We start from the raw sequence: 23,740 nt of genomic DNA, 5'->3' as shown, positions 1-23,740 counted from the left end.
GCCACCACCGGTACTCCGCCGGCCAAGCGCAGTGGCCCACGCAGCGGTGCTCCACGTGACGGTCAGGCCCGTCGCGAAGAAGGTCGCAATCGCCGCCCGGCGCGTGACGATCAGCCCCGTTCGGAACCTGCAGTGCAGAACCCGCGCGGCCCGGCCCCGAAGATCATTCACAAGGAGTCGAAAACCGATCGTTTCCCGACACCTGAACAGCTTGATCAATTGCCAGGCCGTCCTCGCGGTGAAAAACCAGCGCTGCTGACTCGCAATCGCTGAGTTAAACCCGCAATAAAAAGTGCCCCGGCTCTCACGATCCGGGGCATTTTTTCTGGCGAACGCAAACCCCGTGGGAGCGAGCTTGCCCGCTCCCACAGTGGATTTCATCGCCTGCGTGGATTGCGCCAGGCAATAAAAAACGCCCCGGATCGCGAGATCGGGGGCGTTTTTGTGTCAGCGGCGAATGTTATTTCGCTTTCACACCTTCAAACGAGATGTACAGCTCGACCGCATCGGACTTCGGACCCAAGTCTTTCTGCTTGCCGAAATCGGAACGCTTGATGCTGGTGGTGCCTTCGAAGCCTGCACGGTAGCCGCCCCATGGATCATTGCCTTCACCCAGGAAAGTGGCCTTGACCACGATTGGCTTGGTCACGCCAGCCAGAGTCAGGTCGCCCGCGACATCAGCAGTTTCCTGGCCAGCAGCGTTTTTGCCGGTGGATTTGACGCTGGTGGAAACAAAGGTCGCCTTGCCGAATTTACTGGCGTTCAGGAAGTCGCCGCTGGCGATGTGCTTGTCACGTTCAGCGTGGTTGGTGAATACGCTGGCGGTGTTCACATTGAACTCGATCTTGCTGTCTTCAGGCTTGGCCGCATCGAAGCTGAACTTGCCGTCGATGTCCTTGAAGGTACCCGTAATGAAGCTATAGCCCAGGTGGCTGATCTTGAAATCGACGAAGGCATGCTGGCCTTCCTTGTCCACTGTGTAGTCAGCCGCCATTACGTTGGCGGACAGCAGAGCGGAACCGATTGCCAGAGCGGCGAGAGTCTTTTTCAACATGCTTTCTATTCCTTTGGAGTCGAGGTTGAGCTTCAGGCTTTGCGGCCCAGCATTCGCGCCAGGGTCGCATCACGATCGATAAAGTGGTGCTTCAATGCTGCTAACGCATGAAGGCCGGAGAAAATGACCAGCGCCCATGCCAGGTAGAAATGAATCAAACCGGCGGTATCTGCCTGGTCCGGTAGCCCGGAAACCAATGCAGGCACTTCAAACAAGCCAAACACCGGAATCCCGACACCGTCTGCGGTGGAAATCAGGTAACCGGCAATCATCACAGCGAACAAGCCCAGGTACAGGAACGAGTGGCCAAACTTGGCGCCAAGGCGCGTCATGCGGCTGTAGCTTTCCAGGGTAGGCGGAGGTGGGCTGATGAACCGCCACAGCACCCGCAGCAACATGACGGCCAACAACACCAGGCCAATGCTCTTGTGCAGTTCCGGCGCGTCTTTACGCCAGGTGCTGTAGTAGTCCAGGTCGATCATCCACAAGCCCAGCGCAAACAATCCGAAGACCGCCAGTGCCACACCCCAGTGCAAGAAGACGCTGATCCAACCGTAGCGCGAAGAAGAGTTACGTAGCTGCATTGCCCAAATCCTGTGAGAACTGCGACCAAGACTATCGACTTATCTATCGAATTAAAGCGGAAAATTTTGCTTTGAAATATCGAGAAATACGATAAACAGTTTGAAATAGGTGAGTTAAGGAAAGATTAAAGGCCAAAGTGTGGCGAGATGTTAGTGGTGGCGGTAATTTCTGTGGCGCTTGAAACGGCGCCTTCGCGGGCAAGCCCCACACAACCGGTTGTGTTCAGAGCATTCATGTACAACACCGCTTCCTGTGGGAGCGAGCTTGCCCGCGAAGGCGATCGTGCGAGCAAAAAAAAGCGCGGCCCTGGAGCTGCGCTTCTGTTCACCGAAAAGCTTTACTGAGTCCTGGCCTCAGTACTAGCAGCTGGTTTGACCGCTGGCTTCTTCGCCGGCTCGGCTTTCTTCACCGGTGCCTTCTTGACTTCGGTCTTGGCTGCCGGCTTTTTCACCGGAGCCTTGGCCGGGGCCTTTTTTGCAGGCTCGGCTTTCGCAGGTGCCGCTGGTTTCGGTGCTTCAACCGGAGCAGGCGCTGGTACCGGCGCCGGGGTTGGGGCAACCGGAGCGACGGGTGCTGGGGCCTTTAAAGGCTCCGGCTTCTTCTCGTCATCGGAACCACCGAACAGATTGGTGAAGAAATTGCCCTTCTTCGCCGCAACCGCACCTGCTGCCGCAGCCGCCACCGGCACCACCTTCGCCGGCTCAAACGACTTGCCCGCCGCCAGGTCTTGAACTTGGCTGGCCGCGCGCTGGCCGGTGCGCAATGCGCCTTCCAGCGTGCCCGGATACAGGGTGTCGGTATGTTCGCCAGCGAACGCTACACGCTGCAGCGGGCGTTCCCACAGGCGCCAGTATTTGCTGATCTGGCCAGGACCAAAGGCCAGATAAGCGCCACCCATGGAGGGGTCGGTGCTGTAACGACGGATTTCATAACCGGTGAACGAGCCGCGGGCCTGGGGATAAAAAGCGTGCAGACGAATCAGCACCTGATCGACCATCTGCTTGTCGCCGAAGGCCTGCATCACACGGGCGTTGTCGCCGGACAGGTTAATCACCACATTGGCGCCGCCCTTCAGCGCAGGCTCCACCCACAACATGCCAAGGCCAGTGTTGCTGTAGATCTCGCCGGACATGCGCGCCTTGCTTTCCCACACTGGCGTCTTGAACTTCAGCATGATCTGGTCGCGCCAGCCGTAGTTGGTGCCTTTGATCGCGCCCAGGTGCTGGGCATCCAGTGCGGGGGTCAGTTGAATTTTGTTCAGCGCGCGCAATGGCACAGCCACTACGACGTAGTCAGCCTGATAGCCAACACTGCCGACCTTGACGGTCACGCCATCCTTGTCCTGAATGATGGCCGACACCGGGGAACTGGTCTTGATGGTCTTCAGTTGCTTGACGAATGCCTGTGCCAGCACCTGGCTGCCGCCCAGCAGGCGCGAAGCGCGCAAGTCACGATCGGAAACGCCCAGGTAAACGCGGCTCTGCTGTGCGAAGTACAGCAACGACAGGCGCGAAGGCTCGTCATAACGGGTGCGTATCTGCTGGTTGATCAACTGACGGGCCGTGGCGGGCAGTGTCAGGCGGTCGAGCCAGTTGGACACGTTGATCTGATCAAGGGCGTGCAGCGTGTTGTTCGCCGCCGGGTTCTGCGGGTCTTCGATCGAGCGCGCCATGTCGTCAACGGTCTTTTCGTAGCGTTTGAGCGCTTCGGCGGTGGTCGGGTCCTTGGTCGCCAGGTCGGCTGCGCTGTAATACACACCATCGATCAGGTAGCTCGGCGTGCGCACGAATTCCGGGGCCGGCGTGGTGCCCAGTTTGAACATCGAGACGTATTTGTTCAGCACCGGCTGGGTTTTTTCGTTGCCAATCCACTCACTGGTGGCCATACCGGAGCGACCGCCCAGGCTCGGCTTGGCTTCCAGCAGGGTGACCTGCCAGCCTTTGTTCTGCAGCTCGTAAGCCGCCGTCAGGCCGGACAGCCCACCACCGATCACGATCGCTGTTTTATCCTTGGCCAGCGCAGACACGCTGAACAGGCCCAACATCACCAGCGCACAGGCGCGCAGCCAACCAGCAGACATTCAGCGAACTCCGGAAATACACGAGGAAGAACAGTTTTCGAGTCAGACGACTCAAGGAGCGGCGAAGAATACGTCAGCCATCAAATGGCCGCCAGCGACGTCTATCGCCCCATTCAATGTAGCTCAATTGCCCCAATGGGTTGTTCCAGGGCCAGTCATTGCATAGGCTTGCGCGATTGTATGTCCGCGTTTGTCACGGACTGCCTCGAGGAGACTAAATATGGGCCTGAATAATCAGTGGATGCAACGCGATCTTGCGGTGCTGTGGCATCCCTGCACCCAGATGAAAGACCATGAACAGCTGCCGTTGATCCCGATCAAGCGCGGGGAAGGCGTGTGGCTGGAAGACTTCGAAGGCAAACGTTACCTCGACGCCGTCAGTTCCTGGTGGGTCAACGTGTTTGGCCACGCCAACCCGCGGATCAACCAGCGCATCAAGGATCAGGTCGACCAGCTGGAGCACGTGATCCTCGCCGGCTTCAGCCACCAGCCGGTGATCGAACTGTCCGAGCGCCTGGTGCAGATGACACCGGAAGGCCTCACCCGGTGCTTCTACGCCGATAATGGTTCGTCCTGCATCGAAGTCGCGTTGAAAATGAGCTTTCACTACTGGCTCAACCGCGGCCAACCGAACAAAAAGCGCTTCGTCACCCTGACCAACAGCTACCACGGCGAAACCATGGCCGCGATGTCGGTCGGCGATGTGCCGCTGTTTACCGAAACCTACAAGGCGCTGCTACTCGACACCATTAAGGTGCCGAGCCCGGATTGCTATCTGCGACCTGAAGGCATGAGCTGGGAAGAGCATTCGCGCAACATGTTCGTCGCCATGGAACAGACCCTGGCGCAAAACCACGACACGGTCGCGGCAGTGATCGTCGAGCCCCTGATCCAGGGCGCCGGCGGCATGCGCATGTATCACCCGGTCTACCTCAAGCTGTTGCGTGAGGCCTGCAATCGCTATGGCGTGCACCTGATCCACGACGAAATTGCTGTTGGTTTCGGACGCACCGGGACGATGTTCGCCTGTGAACAGGCCGGCATCCGTCCAGACTTCCTGTGCCTGTCCAAGGCCCTGACCGGGGGCTATCTGCCGCTGGCGGCCTGCGTCACCACCGAAGATGTCTACAGCGCCTTCTACGACGACTACCCGACCCTGCGCGCCTTCCTGCACTCCCACAGCTACACTGGCAACCCGCTCGCCTGTGCGGCGGCGCTGGCCACCCTGGATATTTTCGAAGAAGACAACGTCATCGAGAACAACAAGGTCCTGGCGCAACGCATGACCTCCTCCACGGCGCACCTGGCGGATCACCCGAACGTCTCGGAAGTGCGCCAGACCGGCATGGTGCTGGCGATCGAGATGGTCAAGGACAAGGCCACCAAAGAAGCCTATCCGTGGCAGGAACGCCGTGGCCTGAAGGTGTTCCAGCATGCGCTGGAACGCGGGGCCTTGCTGCGCCCTCTGGGCAGCGTGGTGTACTTCCTGCCGCCGTACGTGATCACGCCTGATCAGATAGACTTTCTGGCTGAAGTGGCCAGCGAAGGGATCGACATTGCGACGCGTGACAGCGTTAGCGTGTCGGTGCCGGAAAACTTCCACCCGGGGTTCCGCGATCCGGGCTGATGGGTTGGCCTTGAGCTTGCAGGTGCCTGGCCCGCCGCCTTCGCGAACAAGCCCGCTCCCTCATTGGAATGCGTTCCACCTGTGGGAGCGGGCTCGCTCGCGAATGGAGTCGCCACAGATTCAGATGATTAATATTTTTCCAGAGACCACCAATGAGACTGTCCCGCTTCTTTATCGACGCCCCCCTGAGCACCGGCGAACACGAACTGCCCGAGGCCCAGGCGCATTACATTAGCCGCGTGCTGCGCATGGCCGAAGGTGATGCGTTGCAGCTGTTCGACGGCTCGGGGCAGGAGTTCAGAGCCCGGTTGGTGGAGGTTGGCAAGAAGCGCGTGGTGGTGCAGATCGACGAGAGCTTCTCCGGCCAGATCGAATCCCCCCTGCAGATCCACCTCGGCCAGGGTTTGTCCCGTGGCGAGCGGATGGACTGGGCGATCCAGAAAGCCACTGAGCTGGGCGTGAGCGACATCACCCCGATCTTCAGCGACCGCTGTGAAGTGCGCCTCAAGGATGAGCGCGCGGACAAACGCCTGATGCACTGGCGCCAGGTGGCAATCAGCGCCTGTGAGCAATGCGGGCGGTCGAGAGTACCGGTGATTCATCCGCCACAGTTGTTGGCTGACTGGCTCAAGCAGACTGAAGCGGATTTGAAGCTGGTGCTGCATCCCGTGGCCGAGCCGTTGCTGAGTCATGCCAAACCCACCACGCTGGCGTTTCTGATCGGGCCGGAAGGCGGGCTGTCAGATGCCGAAGTTGATCAAGCCAAGGGCGCGGGCTTTCACGCGGCACGGCTTGGCCCGCGGGTGCTGCGTACCGAAACGGCGCCGGTTGTGGCGTTGGCGGTGGCCCAGCAGCTTTGGGGGGATTTCTAGATCCCAAAAGCAAAAGATCGTCCGAACGCGACGATCTTTCTTTGATCTGTTATTCACAGCACATAAAACAAAATCGCCACAAAGTGCAGCAAACTCCCCGCAATCACAAACAAATGCCAGATCCCATGCGCATGCCGCAGCCGGTGATCCAGCGCAAAAAAGATAATCCCTACGGTGTATAACACCCCGCCCGACGCCAGCCAGACAAACCCTGCCGAGCCCAGCGCGGCCAGCAATGGCTTGACCGCCACCAGCACGATCCAGCCCATCACCGCGTAAATCACGATCGACAGTACCCGCGCTTCCGAACGCGGTTTGATCTCCTGCAGGATGCCAATCAACGCCAGCCCCCAGACGATCCCGAACAAGGTCCAGCCCCAGGGCCCGCGTAGTGTGACCAGGCAAAACGGCGTGTAGCTGCCCGCGATCAACAGATAGATCGAAAAGTGATCGACCTTCTGCATGATCGCTTTCTTACGCCCCCTCACGCTGTGGTAAACGGTCGAGGCGCTGTAGAGCACCAACAAGGTGAACCCATAAATCGCCACGCTGACAATCTTCCACGGACTGCCGTCCATGCTGGCAATCACCAGCATCCACACCACGCCGACAAAGGCCGCCACCGCCCCGACCAGGTGCGTCCAGGCGTTCAATTTTTCCCCGTGATACATCTATTGCCCACCTCGAAATCCGCTACGACAGTGCACAAGGCTCAGGCTTAGGAGCTGAAAGCGCAACGTAAAAAACCCTCTGCGCGAGCATCCTACGCGTTGCTGTAGGACCATTCGACGACATCCTAGGAGCGTTCCCACAAAGCTTTCAGGTTGCTCCTCAGACTCCGCCCACCTACCGTTACAGTTCGATGACAACTCATCGATCAGGCTTAAAAACCTGAACCTACGCGGCACCGGACGCAGCAACGGAGATCGACATGTCCACAGCCATTTTTCAGCACCCCGACACCCAATCAATCACGCCCTATGCCTCAATGGGTTCAAAAAAACTCCATGAGGCGGCTGATCGCGCCCTCAACCATTACCTGAATCCTCCGAGTGAGGAAAAGCCTGCAAGCCCCACCGCATTATTTGTCGTCGCCCCCGATGTGGACTGCTCAAAACTGTTGGCCATGGCTCGCGACAGCCTCGCCTCCGCCAGTTTGCTGGTCAGCGATTTCGTCGGGTATCTGGAAGGCTCCCAACGCCACACAGCCATGGCCATCCAGCAAATCATCATGCTGGCGGAGTTGGCGGTGAATCGGGTGGCGGATTGTTCGGATGGGGCGGCCTCTGCGAGCAGTCTGTAATTTATGTAGTGGCAGGACTGACGCCATTGCGGGCAATCCTTGCCCCCACAGGTTTTTGTGGGTGGCTAAAGATTTACGGCATTGCACGGCCTCTGTGGGCAAGGCTTGCCCGCGATGGGGCCCGTCAGACCAACCCCGCCTCCACCAGCAACCCTTCCAGCGCCAGCAAGTCGGGCACCTTGGCCACTTGATCACCCACTTGCACCGCCGCCTGCTCCAGCGCACACAAGGGCACATCGACATAGCTCAACTGGCTATCGAGCTTGCAGGACCGTGGAATACCCTGGACCAACAGTGCGATGAACTTCAGCTCTGGCCGCCCACCCAGGGCGTTGAGGATCACGATTCGTACCCGCTCGCCCATGACGATTTTCTGACCGCACGCCGACTCGAAACTGAGCAATGGAATCTGCCGGTCCCTCCACCCTACCCGCCCCAGATACCAGGGCGGTGTATCCAGGTCGAACATGCCCGGCTGGTAGTCGATCAGTTCGGCGACCGCCACATTGGGCAGGATCAGGTGGCGATCGGCCAAGGGCAACAGCAGCCCGGTGAGGTTGCTCGTGCGATGTTCAAGCATGGGGTTTGCTCCAGAATGCGATGCTTTCGAGCAGCACCGATTCCTGATAGGGCTTGCCAAGGTAATCGTTGACGCCAATGGCCATGGCGCGGTCGCGGTGTTTCTGCCCGGTGCGCGAGGTGATCATAATGATCGGCAGGTGCTGCGTGCGCTCGTCCGCGCGCACTTGCGTGGCTACTTCGAAGCCATCCATGCGCGGCATTTCGATGTCCAGCAGCATCAGGTCAGGCAGGTGCTCTTCCAGTAGCAACATGGCGTCGACTCCATCTTTGGCAGTCAGCACGTTCATGCCGTGGCGTTCCAGCAAACGACTGGTGACCTTGCGTACAGTGACCGAGTCATCGACCACTAGCACCAGCAAGGGTTTGTGCGGCTCGGGCTCGGCGTCTTGCATCAGGGCCTGTCGCGGCAAGCGGGTCTGCATGGCGCGGATCGGCGCCAGCAGGTCAAGAATCAGCACCACCCGGCCATCCCCCAGGATCGTTGCCCCGGACAGGCCCTGGACGGCGGCGAATTGCGGGCCAAGGCTCTTGACCACAATCTCGCGAGTGCCCGCCATCGCATCGACTTGCACGGCGATATGGCGTTCGTTGCACTGCACCAGCAATACCGGCAGCGACAGGTTTTGCCCCAGTAGTTTCGGGCGGCTGCTGGTTTTCAGCAGTTCGCCGAGGTAACACAACTCATAGTGCTGCCCGGCGTATTTATAGGTTGGCGGATCCAGACGGTAGTGGCCTTCAAGTTCGTTGGGCAAGACACGAACAATGCCGTCGATGGTGTTCAGCGGGATCGCGTACTGATCGTCGGCGCATTGCACCATCAGTGCCCGGTTGACAGACACGGTGAACGGCAGGCGGAGGCGAAAGTGCACGCCCTGTCCGGGTACCGAGTCGATGCTCATGGTCCCGCCCAGCTGCCTTACCTCTTCGTGAACCACGTCCATACCCACGCCACGCCCGGAAATCTGGGTGATTTTTTCCGCTGTGGAGAATCCCGGTTGCAGGATGAATTGCAGCACGTCGCGGTCGCTAATATCGCTGTCAGGTGCCAGCAATCCGCGCTGGATCGCCTTGCGGCGTACGGCATCCAGTGGCACGCCGGCGCCGTCATCACGGATATCAAAAATGATATCCCCCCCTTCCCGAGACAGGTCGAGGGTAACAGTCCCTTGAGCCGGCTTGCCCGCGGCGATGCGCACCTGGGAGGACTCCAGGCCGTGGTCCACGGCGTTGCGCAACATGTGCTCCAGCGGCGCGGCCATGCGTTCGAGAACGTTGCGGTCCATCTCGCCCTCGGCGTTTGCGACGATGAACTGCACATCCTTGCCCAGTTCGCTGGAGACCTGACGAACGATCCGCTTGAGGCGCGGCAACATCCGCTCGAACGGCACCATGCGGGTACGCATCAGGCCTTCCTGCAGTTCGGTGTTGATGCGCCCTTGCTGTTGCAGCAGGTTCTCGGCGTCCTGATTGCGCCGGTCGAGGGTTTCCTTGAGGTCAAGCAGGTCGGAAGCGGACTCGAACAGCGCTCGCGAAAGCTGTTGCAGCTGCGAGTGACGATCCATTTCCAGCGGATCGAACTCCTCATATCCCAAACGTTCGGCATCCACCTGCTGGCGACTGAGAATCCGTCCCTGGGTTTCCGTATCAAGGCGGCGCAACTGGTCGCGCATGCGCTCGATGGTGGTATCCATTTCGCTCAGGGCCACCCGTGCATCGCTGACCTGTTGTTCAATGCGCCCGCGAGAAATTGAGGTTTCACCGGCCAGGTTGACCAAATCATCCAGCAGCTCCGCCGAGACCTTGACCATGTCAGCGCCGGCGTCAGGCTGCAGTGCAGGGGGCTCCGGCTTAAGTACCACAGGCGCCACGGCAGGATCTGCGGGCAGCGCCGGGTGACTGAAATTGCGGATCGAGTCGATCAACTGGTCGGCAGGCGGCATCGGTTGACCGGCGCGGGCCGCGTCGAGCATTTGCGCCAGTCGGTCATGGCTGCTCTGCAACAGCCCGAACAAGGCTGCGGTCGGTTGCAGTATGCCCGCCGAGAAGCCTTCATAGAGAAACTCCAGCTCATGGGCCAAATCACCGATCGGGGCGATTTCGACCATCCGCGCGCCACCCTTGAGGGTGTGCAGATCACGCAGCAGGTTTTCCACTTCCTGACGATTCGCCGGCTCGGCCTGCCAGCGCACCAGCGCCGCGCCGGAGTTTTCGATGATATCGAAACCTTCTTCCAGGAAGATCTCCAGCAGCTCCGGATCATGGCCTGGCTGATCGCTGATCGACAGCGGTTCAGCCACTTCGGCGCTACTGAGGTTGTTCTGGCGAAACTCGCGGATGGCCTCTATCAGCTCATCTGGATCGCCCAGAAGAGGGTTCTCCTGCAGCTGCTCAAGCAGCTGCGCGAGGCGGTCATGGCTGCGCAGCAACAGCTGCACCAAGACGTCGCTGTGATGATAGCGGCGGTCCACCAGGCCTTCGTACAGCCCTTCCAGTTCATGGGCCAGTTCACCCACCGACTCGACTTCGGCCATCCGCGCGCCGCCCTTGAGGGTGTGCAGGTCACGCTGCAGGGACAGCAGCGGCGCAGCGTTGTCCGGTTCGCTCAACCAGCGTTGCAACGCCTGGCCCGAGCTTTCGAGAATATCCACAGCTTCTTCAAGGAAAATCGACACGATAGCGTCGTCCTGCTTTGACTGCGCCAGTTCGGCAGTGGCGCTGCCCAGCTCGCGAATGCTCAGGGCGCGGCTGCCGTCGCTGCGAATCAGACCGGTCGCCGACGGATCCAGGCTTTCATCCAGCAGATTACGCAAGGCTCTCACGCGTGCAGGTTGCGGGCTGACTTCCTGGCCGGCCGCCAGCTCATCGAGCATGTTGATCAGCGCTTCATGGGCACTTTGCGCCTCATGGAAAAACGCCGGGCTGACCGCCAGGCTGCTTTCCTCGACTGCACCGTACAGATCGAGCAAGCCTTCACACAGCTCATCCACCGGATGCAGATCAGCCAGGTGCGCACCTTCACCAAGGGTGGTCAATTCGTCCAGCAGAGCGCTGAGTTCCTGGCGCTCGCCGGGGTGCTGCTGCCAGCGTTGCAGCAAGCTCTCGGCGTCCAGCAGGATGTCCATGCCCTGGGCCAAAAAGTTGTTGATCAATTGCGGATCGCGCTTGATGCGTGGCCCGCTGTGGGGTGCGCTCATCAAGGTTTGCAGGCGCGCTGCCAGCAGCGCATGGGTTCGCTCGATCAAGCTCTGCGCGCCGGGTATTTCGGCCAGCGGATCAGTCTTGAGCTGGCGCAGGCCGAGCCGGAAAAGCCCTTCAGCTTCAAGTAACAGTTCGACTTCATCCAGATCCAGCGCGAGCAAGTGCGCCTTGTACTCGCGGGCCAGTTGATCAAGCGGCGCGGCCAGCTCGGCGATCGGCACCACGCCGGCCATCGAGGCGCTGCCCTTGAGCGTATGCAAGGCGCGCTGCAACTCGTCACTGGCCTGCAATGGCACATGCTCGGCGGCCTGATCGAGGAAGCGATTGACGCTACCCAAATGGGTCTCCGCTTCGTTGCGGAATATCTCCAGCAACAGCGGATCGAGCGCCGCGACATCCTCGACGCCTCCATCCATCAACGGTTGCTCGCCTTTGGCCAAGGCATGTGCTCGGGCCGCCGCCTGATCGACATCGTTGCGCTGGCGCTGGGCATTGCGGGCAAACTCTGCGACCAGCTCCGGCAACAACTGCAGCACATCAGCCAGCAGTTGTTGCACCCCCGGACCCGGTTTCACGCTGCGTTCGAGCACTCGATTGAGCAAGTTTTCCACTGCCCACGCCAGCTCGCCCAGAACCAGCGCCCGAACCATCCGGCCGCTGCCTTTCAAGGTATGGAAGGCCCGGCGCAGCTCACTCAGGGCCGAGGTGTTGTGCGGATCGGCAGTCCAGCGCGGCAGATATTCACGGAGGATCTCCAGGACTTCGTCCGTTTCTTCGAGGAACACTTCACGCAGTTCATCGTCCACCGGTTCCTCGTCCGAGGGCGGAGGCAGCAGGCTGCCGGGGGTATGCAGCGCCGGCGGATTCACAGCGGACACAGGGTTGGCGAAAACGTCCGCGAGGGTCTGCACCAACTCCGGACCACCGTACGCCTGCAGCTCCTGCATGAGCTGCGCTTCAGTCGTCTCCAGCACATCTTCAAGTACCGGTACGTGCCGGGCGCTGGGGAAAAACCCTAAGGCCGCGAGGCTTTTCTCGGCCACGTCGAGTACTTGCTCCCCAGCTGCCTCGGGATCATCGCTGAGGCGCTCCAGGTAATACTCGATGCTGGTCACCACGTCGGCCAGGCTGTCGAGTTCCTGCCAACCTGGCTGACCAGGATCCAGCAACAGGTGCTCGCGGATGAACTGATTGCACGCCTCGACCAGGCTGGCCACCCGGCTTAACGGGATCATCGCCAGCGCGCCGCGGATCTGCGTCAACAAGGCTGGCAAGGGCTGCAGGTGCTGGCGGTCCCAGTCGGCGTCGATGTAGTCGACGATCATGTCCTTGGCCTGTTGCAGGCAGATGCGCGCTTCGCGGATGACGATCTGGTGAATTTGCGTCAGATCGGTGGTCGGCAGGCGGATGTCTTCCTGGCTTTGCGGTTCCAGGTTGCCAACCATACCGGCCAGGTTCGCTTCGACGTAGAGCAAGGCACCCGCGACGTCCATGAGGATGGCGTCTGTGGGTTCGCGCTGGCCCTGGGCCATGCTCAGGACCACCGCCAACTGATCGATGATCACCTTTCGCGGCTGGCCAAAACCCAGCACCGCCAGGGTGTCGGCGATTTGTCGCAGGGGTGAAAGCAGGTTGTCGAGATCGGCAATGTGTTGACGGTCGCTGCGCACGAACAGGTCCAGGCGCTCCTTGACCCGTACCAGCTCTTCGCACAGCGCTACCAACACCGAACGCATCGCATCGCGGTCTGGACCGGCCAGGCGTGCGCGCTCTTCATCAACCAATGCGCTGTCAGGCAACGCTTCCTCGAGGGAGTAGCGATCTTTCATGGTCAGCATGCGCCCGGTGGGGTGGTCGGCCTTGGCAATGTAGAACAGCAAACTCTTGAGCAGCTCTGGTGGTGCCGGTTGATTGATGCCGCGCATGCCCTCTTCGAGCAGGCGCTTGAGTTCCTTGTCCGTGTCTTTGAACAGGCTGCGCAGCGCCGGACTGTTTGCAATCGCGCCGCCCCGCATACCTTCCACCAACGCCGAGGTCACCTGCCATAACGTACTGAGCGGCGCGTGGCCACAGATACTTTCGAGTCGTGCAAACACGTTGGCCAGGTGACCCAGGTGAGTATCGTCATCCTGCTCACGCAGCAATCCAACCAATGCCAGTTGCAGCATCTGCCGCAACTTGCGCAACACATTGGCAAACTCTGCCGGCTCCAGCAGCGCCAGCGCTGCTTCGTCCAGCGCTGGTAAGTCCGGCAGTTGCGGGCTGAACAGGCTGGTTTCCGACAACAGGCTCTCGCCCCTGGCACTGCGCAAATCATTGATCAGGGGCAGCACCACCAGCGGTAGATCCCGGCGCGCACTTTGCACCCGGTCGAGATACACCGGCAGTTGCGCCAGTGCCTGCAACAGCAGGTGGATCGCCTCTTCACGATGGCTCACGCGATTCTGCTGCAACGCCTGGGTCAGTTGTTCCATTTCTTCGGCCAGCAGCGCCGCGCCGTAGAATTCGACCATCTGCAAACTGCCGTGAACCTGATGGATGCACGCCAGGCATTCGGCTAGCGCCAGGGGGGTCTGCTCTTCGTCGATGGCCATGCTCTCCAGATGGAGCGCCGCCTGCCTCAGCGTTTCGGCAATCTCGCCCTTGACCCACTCGAGGGCCACATAGTCGTGCCGATCAGCCATAACCACTCCAATCAAAAATCCTGCGCCTGCCACGCCCTATACTTTATCAGCAGCCTGCGCACTTGCCGCGGGCAAGGTGAAACCGGACACCGAACGCCGCAACTGACTGGCCATCATCGCCAGGTTGCCGATGCTTTCGGCGGTTGCAGTGGAGCCCGACGAGGTTTGCGAGGTGATCTGCTGGATCACATTCATCGTCAGGGAGATCTGTCCGGCCGAGGACGTTTGCTGCTGGGCGGCATTGGAAATACTCTGGATCAGCGCCGCGAGCACTTTGGAAACGCCTTCGATTTCCTCCAGGGCCACTCCGGCATCCTGCGCCAGACGTGCACCGCGCACCACTTCGATAGTGGTCTGTTCCATGGAAATCACGGCTTCATTGGTGTCAGTCTGAATCGCCCGCACCAGGGTTTCAATCTGTCGGGTCGCTGCGGAGGAGCGCTCGGCCAGGCGCTGCACCTCATCGGCAACTACCGCGAAACCGCGCCCGGCGTCACCCGCCATCGAGGCCTGAATCGCTGCGTTCAGAGCGAGAATGTTGGTCTGATCGGCGATGTCGTCGATCAGGCTGACAATGTCGCCGATTTCCTGGGAAGACTCACCAAGTCGCTTGATACGCTTGGCGGTGTCCTGAATCTGCTCGCGAATGTTATCCATGCCATGGATGGTGTTATGCACCACCTCATTACCCTTGTTGGCGATTTCCACCGACCGCTCGGCCACCGCCGAGGACTCAGCCGCGTTGGCCGACACCTGGTCGATGGACTGGGCCATGTCGTTGATGGCCGTGGATGCTTCGGAGATCTGCTGCGCCTGATGCTCAGAGGCTTGCGCCAGGTGCATGGCCGTGGCCTGGGTTTCCTGCACGGCGGCGGCAACCTGGCCGGCAGTCAGGTTGATGGTTGCCACCAGGTCGCGCAATTGGTCTACGGAGTAGTTGATCGAGTCGGCGATGGAGCCGGTGAAATCTTCCGTCACCGAGGCCGTCACCGTCAGGTCGCCGTCTGCCAAGTCTTCAATCTCGTCGAGCAGGCGCATGATCGCGTTCTGGTTGCGTTCGTTCTTTTCGGCAGTTTCGCGCAGCTGACGATTGGTTTCACGCACCATCACCAGGCCGATCAGGATGATTGAAGTCAGCGCCAGCAAACCCAGGACATAACCGCCTATGGTGTCGGTGTGACGTCCGCCGGCAAGGTTTTCAAAACCATTGGCCAGATGCGAGGCTTCGTCCAGCAGGGTTTGCGACAGGCTGAAGATGTTTGTCGCTGATTCCCGAACCTTGAGTAGCTCTGGCGAAGTTTCGAGAATTTCATCAACGGAACCCGAGACGAATTCGAACAGCTCGGCAATATCGACCAGGCGGGCCCGGGCATCGCGGTCCTCGACCTGGCTGATTTTCAGCGCCGGATCACCTTGCAGCATGCCCGTCAGGACCTGGCCGAATCGTGCCGCATCGCGCCCAAAGACATCGGCGGCCTGTTGCGAACTCTCATCCCCGGACAACACGGTATTCACCGCACCCAGGATCCGTTCGGCCAGCAGCGATTGCCGTTGAGCCATCGCGACCTGGGCGGCAGGCGCGCCGCGCTGCAGGAGAATTTCGACGACTTTTTCGTATTCGACCTGCAGCTGCGGCACAGTCTCGGCCAGGGTTGCCGCTACCTGGTGCAGCGACAGGACAGTCTGTTCGCTGGTGAGGATGGCGTCGGTATTTTTCAGCAGACGCTCCCAGTCCGTTTGTACTGCGCGCATTTCCGGGCGCACGGCAGAGGGCGCCGAGGGCAGGCCGGTGGAGGGGTCGCCTTGCTTGAGATAACTCCAGCGCTGGGCAAAATCATTTCGCGCATCGCTGAGCAGCTTGAACGCGGCGGCCTTGCCGGCGGCGGCTTCAGTAGCATTCTTGGCGATGCGCTGGGACAGCACACGCAGCTCGCCGGCGTGGCCGATGTACTGTTTATCGTACGTGGCCTGGGTGTTGAGGTACGCAAAGTTGGCGAACAACAGCATGATGAAGATGATCAGCGCGATGAACAGCACGATGATCTGCGACCGGCTGCGCGACCCTTCCATTGGCTTGCCTGATTTAGCTTTTATCATCGGTCCTCGCCTGTTAACCCACATCTACCAGCCCACCACAGAGCTCTGCGTTTACAGCGCGACGTGCATGAAGCCTTGCGACTGCGCCAGCGCAAATGGACTAAATACCTGCCAATCCTGTTCGCGCTGAAACCGTCCCTTGATAAACGGTGCAATCGGGCCGCTCAAGTTAACCACCGGTTCCAAGCTGCCTTGGGCAAAATGCTGCAGACCGTAAACTTCGTCGACCATCAACCCGGCAAACACCTCGTTGTGCTCCACCACCAATACCCGCCGCTGCTTGCGCACCACCGACAGCTCCAGGCCGAAGAAGCCGCAGACATCCATAATCGGTAACAAGCGCCCCCGCAGGTTGGCCACGCCCTTGACCCAGGTTTTTACTCCGGGTAACTGGGTAAATCGCGGCTCGTGCAGGACTTCACTGATTTCGCCCATGGGAGCGACGTACCAGTGCTCGCCCAGACGAAAGCCAATGCCACTCCAACTGTCCTGGCGGGCTGGCTGGGAAGGCAAGTCTGCCGCCAGCAGACGGCAGCGCTGATCGATTTGCAGCAGCAGTTCAAAGGCAGTCGGCGATTCGCTCATGGCCCGATGATCATCTGGCCAGCACGTTGTTCAGGGTCTTGATCAGGGTGTCTTCGTCGACCGGCTTGGTCAGGTAATCCTTGGCGCCCTGGCGCGTACCCCAGACCTTGTCGGTGTCTTGATCCTTGGTGGTGATGATAATCACTGGAATGTGCCCGGTTTCCGGGTCCTTGGTCAGCTGACGGGTGGCCTGAAACCCGTTGAGGCCAGGCATGACGATGTCCATCAACACGGCGTCGGGCTTTTCCTGGCGGGCCAGGGCCACGCCGTCGGCGCCATTTTCGGCTTTCAACACTTCGTGACCGTGCTTTTCCAGCATGCCAGTCAATTTGTACATTTCGGTCGGCGAGTCGTCGACGATCAGAATTCGTGCCATGGTCTTCCCCATTCTTGTCGGCGCCGGGCCCGTTGGCCGAGCGTCACTGTGCGTGTCCTACTGCGGCAAAACGGCGGCAAACCCCGGAACATGGGCCTGGATCGCGTTCAGCAATTCTTCCTTGCTGAAAGGCTTGGTCAAAAACTGGTCGGAGCCGACGATACGTCCTTTGGCCTTGTCGAACAGCCCGTCCCTGGACGACAGCATGATCACTGGCGTGGATTTGAACGCGCTGTTGTTCTTGATCAGGGCGCAGGTCTGATAACCATCCAGGCGCGGCATCATGATGTCGACAAAGATGATGCCGGGATGATTGTCTGCGATTTTAGCCAGCGCATCGAAACCATCGATGGCCGTGATGACCTCGCAGCCCACATTTTTCAGCAACGTTTCGGCGGTGCGGCGAATCGTCTTCGAATCGTCGATCACCATGACCTTCAAGGCGCTGGAATGCTGATCCATATTTGCTCTACCGTCGCCTTTGCGAATCAAATTGTCCGTTTTCGGATCTTCTCGGGCTCGAAACCCTTGATGATCAAGGGCTACGCCTTTTTAGCACAGTCTCCAAATCCAATCTATCGGGCGACTGGCACGGTGGTTTTTCCTTGACCGCAAACACGCCCGGCGCCACTCTGACGCCACTTTTATATAGCCCTGCGGCCCGACCCACTGTGGGAACTGGCTTGCTCGCGAAGGTCGTCAACGATTACGTCGATAGCCTGACACCCGGCGGTGTTCTCTGGTTTATCGCGAGCCAGTTCGCTCCTACAGGGGATCGAGACAGCCCCACCCATTCGAGGAAACCCCCATGAGCGTTCGTGTCGGTATTGTCATGGATCCCATTGCCAGCATCTCCTATAAAAAGGATAGCTCGCTGGCCATGCTGCTGGCCGCACAGCAGCGCGGCTGGGAACTGTTCTATATGGAACAGCGCGACCTGTATCAGGGAGAAGGCGAAGCCCGGGCACGCATGCGCCCGCTGAAAGTCTTCGCCAACCCGGAAAAATGGTTCGAGCTGGAGGCCGAGACTGACGTACTCCTGAGCGATCTGGACGTGATCCTGATGCGCAAGGATCCGCCGTTCGACATGGAGTTCGTCTACTCCACTTACCTGCTGGAGCAAGCCGAGCGCGCCGGCGTACTAGTGGTCAACAAACCGCAAAGCCTGCGCGACTGCAATGAGAAACTGTTCGCCACACTGTTCCCGCAGTGCACCCCACCGACCGTGGTCAGCCGTCGCGCCGACGTGCTGCGTGAGTTCGCCGCCAAGCACGGCGACGTGATCCTCAAGCCTCTGGACGGCATGGGCGGCACCTCAATATTCCGTCACCGCGCTGGCGACCCGAACCTGTCGGTCATTCTCGAGACACTGACCGCGCTGGGCACCCAGCAGATCATGGGACAGGCTTACCTGCCGGCGATCAAGGACGGCGACAAGCGCATCCTGATGATCGACGGCGAGCCTGTGGATTACTGCCTGGCGCGGATTCCGGCAGCCGGTGAAACCCGTGGCAATCTCGCGGCTGGCGGTCGTGGTGAAGCTCGTCCATTGAGCGACAAGGATCGCTGGATCGCCGCTCAGGTCGGCCCGACATTGCGTGAGAAAGGCCTGCTGTTCGTCGGTCTGGACGTGATTGGCGAGCACCTGACGGAAATCAACGTCACCAGCCCCACCTGCATCCGCGAAATCGATAATGCCTTCGGCACCGACATTGGCGGCCTGCTGATGGACGCGATCGAGAAGAAGTTGCAAGCGCAAGCCATAAGCGCCAAGCCATAAGCTGCAAATGTGAAATCCACCCAATGCAGCTTGTCGCTTGAAACTTCAAGCTTGAAGCTAAAAACCAACATTGCGTTATCATGCCGAGCCCCTAAAAACGCGATGTTGGTTTTTTCACCATGACACTTCCGTCCGATCTGCCCGCCGAACTCGCCCACCGTGGTGTGCGCCCGGCCGATCGCCTCGGATTTACCCTGTTTCTCGCAGCACTGATTCATCTGGCGGTGCTGCTGGGCATTGGCTTCAGCATGGTCGAGCCCAAACAAATCAGCAAAACCCTGGAAATCACCCTCGCCACCTTCAAAAGTGAAAAGAAGCCCGAGAAAGCCGATTTCCTCGCCCAGGAAAATCAGCAGGGCAGCGGCACCCTGGATAAAAAGGCGACTCCCAAGACCACCGAGGTCGCACCCTTCCAGGACAACAAGGTGCAGAAAGTCACACCGCCTCCGGCCGCCAAGCCTGAAGTCCAGGAAGCGCCGCCCAAGGCTGCGGTGACCACCGTTGCGCCGAAGCCCAAGAAAGCCCCGGCAAAAACCGAAGCGCCCAAGGCCGAAGCCAAGCCCAAGGTGGCCGCACCGACATTCGACAGTGAACAGCTGTCCAGCGACATCGCCAGCCTCGAGGCAGAACTGGCCAACGAACAACAGCTGTACGCCAAGCGCCCGCGCATACACCGCCTGAGCGCCGCCTCGACCATGCGCGACAAGGGTGCCTGGTACAAGGATCAATGGCGCAAGAAAGTCGAGCGCATCGGCAACCTGAATTACCCTGACGAAGCACGACGCAAGCAGATCTACGGCAATTTGCGCCTGATGGTCTCGATCAACCACGACGGCTCGCTGTATGAAGTGCTGGTACTTGAATCCTCCGGTCAGCCGCTGCTGGACCAGGCTGCCCAGCGCATCGTGCGGCTCGCAGCACCGTTTGCTCCTTTTACCGGGGACCTTTCGGACATCGACCGCCTGGAAATCATCCGCACCTGGAAATTCGCCCGCGGCGACAGACTTTCCAGCAACTGACCCCCATCCTGTAGGAGCGAGCTCGCTCGCGATGGTCGTCAACGATAACGCTGAAAAATAGCCACCCCACGGCGCTCTCGGGTTTCTCGCGAGCAAGCTCGCTCCTACAGGGGCAGTGGTTGTCGAGATTTGCGGTATTTCCTGTGCATCCCCAGCTTGTCAGTTTGCCCCTCCAACGCCACACTAGCGCTCATGAAAAACGTCAGCCCCAGTTACCTCAAGCATCATTTTCTGATCGCCATGCCGCACATGGCCGACCCGAACTTTGCACACACTTTGACCTACATCGTCGAGCACACGGCCAATGGTGCCATGGGGCTGGTCGTCAACCGTCCGCAAGACCTGAATCTGGCCGACATCCTCGAGCAATTGCGCCCGGATATCGAGCCACCAGCGCTGTGCCAGCATGTACCGATCTTCATGGGCGGCCCGGTGCAGACCGATCGCGGTTTTGTCCTGCACCCTTCAGGGCAGACCTATCAGGCGACCGTTGACCTGGAAGGCGACCTGTCCCTGTCTACCTCCCAGGACGTGCTGTTCGCAATTGCCGATGGCATCGGTCCGGCGAAAAGCGTGATCACCCTCGGGTACGCCGGCTGGGAAGCCGGGCAGTTGGAGTCCGAGCTGGCCGACAACGCCTGGCTGACCTGCCCGTACAACGCCGACATCCTGTTCAATACCAGCAGCGAACTGCGCCTGGAGGCAGCGGCCCGACACCTGGGGATCAACCTCAGCCTGCTGACCAGCCAGGCGGGGCACGCCTGATGGCCCTGCGGTTGATTCTCGGGTTCGACTACGGCACCAAACAGATCGGCGTTGCGGTCGGCCAAGTGATTACCGGCCAGGCTCGCGAGCTGTGCACCTTGAAGGCGCAGAATGGCATTCCCGACTGGAACCAGGTCGAAGCCCTGATCAAGGAATGGAAACCCGACGCTGTCGTGGTCGGCCTGCCCCTGAATATGGACGGGACGCCCAGCGACATGTGCCTGCGCGCGGAAAAATTCGCCCGCCGCCTCAATGGCCGCTACAACCTGCCCTTCTATACCCACGATGAACGCCTGACCACCTTTGAAGCCAAGGGCGAACGGCGTGATCGAGGCGGACAAAAAGGCAGCTACCGCGACAACCCCGTGGACGCCATTGCCGCCGCCCTGCTGCTGCAAGGCTGGCTCGACGAAAACACCGCACTGTTCCAATCCCAATCCTGAAGAGCCGCCTCGCGACTCTCTAAGCTGCAACCCGGGCCATCGCACAAGCAGAATCTGGCCCGGGCCTAAGAAGGAGCAACCATGAGCCTGCCCAATCCCGCCGAACTAATCAGCCAGATGGCGACCCGCCTCAAGGCGCATCTGGAACATCGCGGCATCAGCGAACCGCGCTACATAGGCATTCGCACCGGCGGCGTCTGGGTCGCCCAGGCCTTGCTCGATGAACTGGGCAGCGACGCGCCCCTCGGCACCCTGGACGTCTCCTTCTACCGCGACGACTTCAGCCAGAACGGCTTGCACCCGCAGGTCCGCCCTTCTGCCCTGCCGTTCGAGATCGAAGGGCAGCACCTGGTACTGATCGACGACGTGCTGATGAGTGGCCGAACCATTCGCGCCGCCCTCAACGAACTGTTCGACTACGGCCGCCCGGCCAGCGTGACGCTGGTCTGCCTGCTGGACCTCGACGCTGGCGAGCTGCCGATCCGCCCGAACGTGGTCGGCGCCACCCTGTCGCTGGCTGCCCATGAGCGGGTGAAACTGTCCGGGCCATCGCCGCTCGTGCTGGAACTGCAAGACTTCGCCCTTTAATCCGCCCTATTGAGAGTCCCCCTCGCGATGACGCCTCTAGACACCAAGCGCCCGCTGCAGCTCAATGATCAGGGCCAGCTGCGCCACTTCCTCTCGCTCGACGGTTTGCGCCGCGAGCTGCTGACGGAAATCCTCGACACCGCCGATTCGTTCCTTGAAGTCGGCGCCCGGGCGGTGAAAAAAGTCCCGCTGCTACGCGGCAAGACCGTGTGCAACGTATTCTTCGAGAATTCCACCCGCACCCGCACCACCTTCGAACTGGCAGCCCAGCGCCTGTCGGCGGACGTGATCACCCTTAACGTGTCGACCTCCTCGGCGAGCAAGGGCGAAACGCTGCTCGACACCCTGCGCAACCTCGAAGCCATGGCAGCCGACATGTTCGTCGTGCGTCACGGTGACTCCGGTGCAGCACACTTCATTGCCGAGCATGTCTGCCCTCAAGTGGCGATCATCAACGGCGGCGACGGCCGGCATGCGCACCCGACCCAGGGCATGCTCGACATGCTGACGATTCGTCGGCACAAGGGCGGCTTCGAGAACCTGTCGGTGGCCATCGTCGGCGACATCCTGCACTCGCGGGTCGCACGTTCGAACATGCTGGCGCTGAAAACCCTGGGCTGCCCGGACATCCGCGTGATTGCGCCGAAGACCCTGCTGCCGATCGGCATCGAGCAATACGGCGTCAAGGTCTACACCGACATGACCGAAGGCCTGAAAGACGTCGACGTGGTGATCATGCTGCGTCTGCAGCGTGAGCGCATGACGGGCGGCCTGCTACCGAGCGAGGGCGAGTTCTACCGCCTGTTCGGCCTGACTACCGCACGCCTCGCCGGGGCCAAACCCGATTGCATCGTCATGCACCCGGGCCCGATCAATCGCGGGGTGGAGATTGAGTCCGCAGTAGCCGATGGCCCCCACTCGGTGATCCTCAACCAGGTGACCTACGGGATCGCCATTCGTATGGCCGTTTTGTCCATGGCCATGAGCGGACAGACTGCACAGCGACAATTAGAGCAAGGTCAATTCGAGCAGGAGAACGCCCAGTGAAGCTCAGCATTCTCGGCGCACGCGTCATCGATCCCGTCAGCGGGCTGGATCAAGTCACCGATATCCACGTTGAAGCCTGCAAGATCATCGCCTTGGGGGCTGCACCTGCCGGTTTCGTCGCAGTCGACACCATCGACGCCCAAGGCCTGGTAGCCGCTCCTGGCCTGGTCGACCTGAACGTCGCCCTGCGCGAGCCTGGCTACAGCCGCAAAGGCTCGATCATCAGCGAAACCCGCGCGGCAGCAGCCGGCGGTGTGACCAGCCTGTGCTGTCCACCGAAGACCAAACCGGTACTGGATTCCTCGGCCGTAGCCGAATTGATCCTCGACCGCGCCCGTGAGGCCGGCAACACCAAAGTATTTCCGATCGGTGCCCTGAGCAAAGGCCTCGATGGCGAACAGCTTGCAGAGCTGGTTGCATTGCGCGATGCCGGTTGCGTGGCGTTCGGCAATGGCCTGGACAGTTTCCGCAACACCCGCACCCTGTGCCGGGCGCTTGAATATGCGGCAACGTTCGACCTGACGGTTATCTTCAACTCCCAGGACCATGATCTGGCTGAAGGTGGCTTGGCCCATGAAGGCCCGACCGCGAGCTTCCTCGGTCTGCCGGGCATTCCAGAAACTGCCGAAACCGTGGCCCTGGCCCGGGACCTGTTACTGGTCGAGCAAAGCGGCGTACGCGCGCACTTCAGCCAGCTCACCAGCGCCCGTGGCGTCGCCCTGATCGCCCAGGCCCAGGCCCGCGGCTTGCCGGTGACTGCCGATGTCGCCCTGTATCAGCTGATCCTGACGGATGAAGCACTGATCGATTTCAGCAGCCTCTATCACGTCCAGCCGCCGCTGCGCACCCGCGCCGACCGCGATGGCCTGCGTGAGGCGGTGAAATCTGGCGTGGTGTCGGCCATCTCCAGCCACCACCAGCCTCACGAGCGCGACGACCAGACTTCGGATCAAGCAGGTTGATCACGTTCGGCAGGCTGTAGCCGTACTCGGCAAGCAGAGCGCGCAACTTGGTTTCAAATTCGATTTCTTTCTTCAGGCCAGCGTCGCCTTTCA

Annotated in this window: 19 protein-coding genes and 3 pseudogenes; 11 read left to right on the top strand and 11 right to left on the bottom strand. The window is 60.4% G+C overall.

Going from position 1 to position 23,740, the window contains the following annotated elements; translation table 11 throughout:
* Positions 1 to 273 (top strand): annotated as a pseudogene (locus L9059_RS28985) (DEAD/DEAH box helicase); the annotation flags it as partial.
* A gap of 187 nt (positions 274 to 460) precedes the next feature.
* Here L9059_RS28985 and L9059_RS28980 read toward each other — a convergent pair.
* The 3 genes from L9059_RS28980 to L9059_RS28970 all read right to left on the bottom strand — a co-directional run bounded on the left by L9059_RS28980 (position 461) and on the right by L9059_RS28970 (position 3,719).
* Positions 461 to 1,054, bottom strand: a complete 594-nt coding sequence (locus L9059_RS28980; protein WP_247294439.1) for a YceI family protein — start codon at positions 1,052 to 1,054, stop codon at positions 461 to 463.
* Positions 1,055 to 1,086: 32 nt separating this feature from the next.
* Positions 1,087 to 1,638, bottom strand: a complete 552-nt coding sequence (locus L9059_RS28975; RefSeq protein ID WP_247294437.1) for a cytochrome b — start codon at positions 1,636 to 1,638, stop codon at positions 1,087 to 1,089.
* A 338-nt stretch (positions 1,639 to 1,976) separates the two neighbouring features.
* Positions 1,977 to 3,719 carry a flavin monoamine oxidase family protein gene (locus L9059_RS28970; protein ID WP_247294435.1) on the bottom strand — a complete coding sequence of 581 codons (1,743 nt, stop codon included), beginning with the start codon at positions 3,717 to 3,719 and terminating at the stop codon, positions 1,977 to 1,979.
* A 220-nt stretch (positions 3,720 to 3,939) separates the two neighbouring features.
* On the opposite strand from L9059_RS28970, the gene L9059_RS28965 reads away from it, so the two are divergent.
* Positions 3,940 to 5,346: an adenosylmethionine--8-amino-7-oxononanoate transaminase gene (locus tag L9059_RS28965; RefSeq protein ID WP_247294433.1), complete on the top strand. Its 1,407-nt coding sequence runs from the start codon at positions 3,940 to 3,942 to the stop codon at positions 5,344 to 5,346.
* Between the two features lie 152 nt (positions 5,347 to 5,498).
* Entirely contained in the window at positions 5,499 to 6,218 is a 720-nt protein-coding gene (locus L9059_RS28960; protein WP_247294431.1) for a 16S rRNA (uracil(1498)-N(3))-methyltransferase, read from the top strand.
* 53 nt (positions 6,219 to 6,271) lie between these two features.
* On the opposite strand, the gene trhA is transcribed toward L9059_RS28960, so the two are convergent.
* Complete coding sequence (gene trhA / locus L9059_RS28955; protein WP_247294429.1) at positions 6,272 to 6,889, bottom strand: PAQR family membrane homeostasis protein TrhA; 618 nt, start codon at positions 6,887 to 6,889, stop codon at positions 6,272 to 6,274.
* Positions 6,890 to 7,149: 260 nt separating this feature from the next.
* On the opposite strand from trhA, the gene L9059_RS28950 reads away from it, so the two are divergent.
* Positions 7,150 to 7,521, top strand: coding sequence for a DUF6124 family protein (locus tag L9059_RS28950; RefSeq protein WP_247294427.1), 372 nt, complete (start codon positions 7,150 to 7,152; stop codon positions 7,519 to 7,521).
* A gap of 124 nt (positions 7,522 to 7,645) precedes the next feature.
* On the opposite strand, the gene L9059_RS28945 is transcribed toward L9059_RS28950, so the two are convergent.
* From L9059_RS28945 to pilG, 6 genes are read right to left on the bottom strand one after another with little or no spacing between them, the layout of a single operon-like run.
* Complete coding sequence (locus L9059_RS28945) at positions 7,646 to 8,101, bottom strand: chemotaxis protein CheW (RefSeq protein WP_247294426.1); 456 nt, start codon at positions 8,099 to 8,101, stop codon at positions 7,646 to 7,648.
* A complete protein-coding gene (locus L9059_RS28940; protein WP_247294424.1) occupies positions 8,094 to 13,985 on the bottom strand; it encodes an Hpt domain-containing protein in 5,892 nt (1,963 codons plus the stop codon). The genes L9059_RS28945 and L9059_RS28940 overlap by 8 nt, the downstream gene beginning before the upstream one ends.
* Positions 13,986 to 14,021: 36 nt before the next feature.
* Entirely contained in the window at positions 14,022 to 16,082 is a 2,061-nt protein-coding gene (locus L9059_RS28935; protein ID WP_428480305.1) for a methyl-accepting chemotaxis protein, read from the bottom strand.
* Between the two features lie 51 nt (positions 16,083 to 16,133).
* Entirely contained in the window at positions 16,134 to 16,667 is a 534-nt protein-coding gene (locus tag L9059_RS28930) for a chemotaxis protein CheW (RefSeq protein WP_247294422.1), read from the bottom strand.
* Between the two features lie 10 nt (positions 16,668 to 16,677).
* Complete coding sequence (gene pilH, locus L9059_RS28925) at positions 16,678 to 17,043, bottom strand: twitching motility response regulator PilH (RefSeq protein ID WP_247294420.1); 366 nt, start codon at positions 17,041 to 17,043, stop codon at positions 16,678 to 16,680.
* A 57-nt stretch (positions 17,044 to 17,100) separates the two neighbouring features.
* On the bottom strand, positions 17,101 to 17,505 hold the full coding sequence (pilG, locus tag L9059_RS28920) for a twitching motility response regulator PilG (RefSeq protein ID WP_077046044.1): 405 nt from the start codon (positions 17,503 to 17,505) through the stop codon (positions 17,101 to 17,103).
* Between the two features lie 346 nt (positions 17,506 to 17,851).
* Here pilG and gshB point away from each other — a divergent pair, with 346 nt between their 5' ends.
* The 7 genes and pseudogenes from gshB to L9059_RS28885 form a co-directional block, all read left to right on the top strand.
* Positions 17,852 to 18,823: a glutathione synthase gene (gshB, locus tag L9059_RS28915; RefSeq protein ID WP_247294419.1), complete on the top strand. Its 972-nt coding sequence runs from the start codon at positions 17,852 to 17,854 to the stop codon at positions 18,821 to 18,823.
* Between the two features lie 119 nt (positions 18,824 to 18,942).
* Complete coding sequence (locus tag L9059_RS28910) at positions 18,943 to 19,842, top strand: energy transducer TonB (protein WP_247294416.1); 900 nt, start codon at positions 18,943 to 18,945, stop codon at positions 19,840 to 19,842.
* A gap of 192 nt (positions 19,843 to 20,034) precedes the next feature.
* Entirely contained in the window at positions 20,035 to 20,607 is a 573-nt protein-coding gene (locus L9059_RS28905) for a YqgE/AlgH family protein (RefSeq protein WP_247294414.1), read from the top strand.
* A complete protein-coding gene (ruvX, locus tag L9059_RS28900; RefSeq protein WP_247294412.1) occupies positions 20,607 to 21,050 on the top strand; it encodes a Holliday junction resolvase RuvX in 444 nt (147 codons plus the stop codon). The genes L9059_RS28905 and ruvX overlap by 1 nt, the downstream gene beginning before the upstream one ends.
* Positions 21,051 to 21,131: 81 nt before the next feature.
* A complete protein-coding gene (pyrR, locus tag L9059_RS28895) occupies positions 21,132 to 21,638 on the top strand; it encodes a bifunctional pyr operon transcriptional regulator/uracil phosphoribosyltransferase PyrR (protein ID WP_247294410.1) in 507 nt (168 codons plus the stop codon).
* Between the two features lie 27 nt (positions 21,639 to 21,665).
* Positions 21,666 to 22,685, top strand: a complete 1,020-nt coding sequence (locus L9059_RS28890) for an aspartate carbamoyltransferase catalytic subunit (RefSeq protein WP_247294408.1) — start codon at positions 21,666 to 21,668, stop codon at positions 22,683 to 22,685.
* Positions 22,682 to 23,620 (top strand): annotated as a pseudogene (locus tag L9059_RS28885) (dihydroorotase); the annotation flags it as partial. The gene L9059_RS28890 and the pseudogene L9059_RS28885, both read left to right, overlap by 4 nt.
* Here L9059_RS28885 and L9059_RS28880 read toward each other — a convergent pair.
* Positions 23,550 to 23,740: pseudogene (locus L9059_RS28880) on the bottom strand (transcriptional regulator); the annotation flags it as partial. The pseudogenes L9059_RS28885 and L9059_RS28880 sit on opposite strands and share 71 nt — an antisense overlap.

It is taken from the genome of Pseudomonas violetae (assembly GCF_023072615.1).
Lineage (GTDB): Bacteria > Pseudomonadota > Gammaproteobacteria > Pseudomonadales > Pseudomonadaceae > Aquipseudomonas > Aquipseudomonas violetae.
Note: the sequence above shows the minus strand (reverse complement) of the source record. Positions and strands in the feature narration are given on the sequence as shown.

What these genes read in the sequence shown, in the direction of transcription:
- L9059_RS28950 (WP_247294427.1), top strand. Translation starts at nt 7,150, where the DNA reads ATGTCCACAGCCATTTTTCAGCACCCCGACACCCAATCAATCACGCCC.
- ruvX (WP_247294412.1), top strand. Translation starts at nt 20,607, where the DNA reads ATGGCCCTGCGGTTGATTCTCGGGTTCGACTACGGCACCAAACAGATC.
- L9059_RS28945 (WP_247294426.1), bottom strand. Translation starts at nt 8,101, where the DNA reads ATGCTTGAACATCGCACGAGCAACCTCACCGGGCTGCTGTTGCCCTTG.
- L9059_RS28930 (WP_247294422.1), bottom strand. Translation starts at nt 16,667, where the DNA reads ATGAGCGAATCGCCGACTGCCTTTGAACTGCTGCTGCAAATCGATCAG.
- L9059_RS28905 (WP_247294414.1), top strand. Translation starts at nt 20,035, where the DNA reads ATGAAAAACGTCAGCCCCAGTTACCTCAAGCATCATTTTCTGATCGCC.
- pyrR (WP_247294410.1), top strand. Translation starts at nt 21,132, where the DNA reads ATGAGCCTGCCCAATCCCGCCGAACTAATCAGCCAGATGGCGACCCGC.
- gshB (WP_247294419.1), top strand. Translation starts at nt 17,852, where the DNA reads ATGAGCGTTCGTGTCGGTATTGTCATGGATCCCATTGCCAGCATCTCC.
- pilG (WP_077046044.1), bottom strand. Translation starts at nt 17,505, where the DNA reads ATGGATCAGCATTCCAGCGCCTTGAAGGTCATGGTGATCGACGATTCG.
- L9059_RS28960 (WP_247294431.1), top strand. Translation starts at nt 5,499, where the DNA reads ATGAGACTGTCCCGCTTCTTTATCGACGCCCCCCTGAGCACCGGCGAA.
- L9059_RS28940 (WP_247294424.1), bottom strand. Translation starts at nt 13,985, where the DNA reads ATGGCTGATCGGCACGACTATGTGGCCCTCGAGTGGGTCAAGGGCGAG.
- pilH (WP_247294420.1), bottom strand. Translation starts at nt 17,043, where the DNA reads ATGGCACGAATTCTGATCGTCGACGACTCGCCGACCGAAATGTACAAA.
- L9059_RS28910 (WP_247294416.1), top strand. Translation starts at nt 18,943, where the DNA reads ATGACACTTCCGTCCGATCTGCCCGCCGAACTCGCCCACCGTGGTGTG.
- trhA (WP_247294429.1), bottom strand. Translation starts at nt 6,889, where the DNA reads ATGTATCACGGGGAAAAATTGAACGCCTGGACGCACCTGGTCGGGGCG.
- L9059_RS28975 (WP_247294437.1), bottom strand. Translation starts at nt 1,638, where the DNA reads ATGCAGCTACGTAACTCTTCTTCGCGCTACGGTTGGATCAGCGTCTTC.
- L9059_RS28965 (WP_247294433.1), top strand. Translation starts at nt 3,940, where the DNA reads ATGGGCCTGAATAATCAGTGGATGCAACGCGATCTTGCGGTGCTGTGG.
- L9059_RS28890 (WP_247294408.1), top strand. Translation starts at nt 21,666, where the DNA reads ATGACGCCTCTAGACACCAAGCGCCCGCTGCAGCTCAATGATCAGGGC.
- L9059_RS28935 (WP_428480305.1), bottom strand. Translation starts at nt 16,082, where the DNA reads ATGATAAAAGCTAAATCAGGCAAGCCAATGGAAGGGTCGCGCAGCCGG.
- L9059_RS28980 (WP_247294439.1), bottom strand. Translation starts at nt 1,054, where the DNA reads ATGTTGAAAAAGACTCTCGCCGCTCTGGCAATCGGTTCCGCTCTGCTG.
- L9059_RS28970 (WP_247294435.1), bottom strand. Translation starts at nt 3,719, where the DNA reads ATGTCTGCTGGTTGGCTGCGCGCCTGTGCGCTGGTGATGTTGGGCCTG.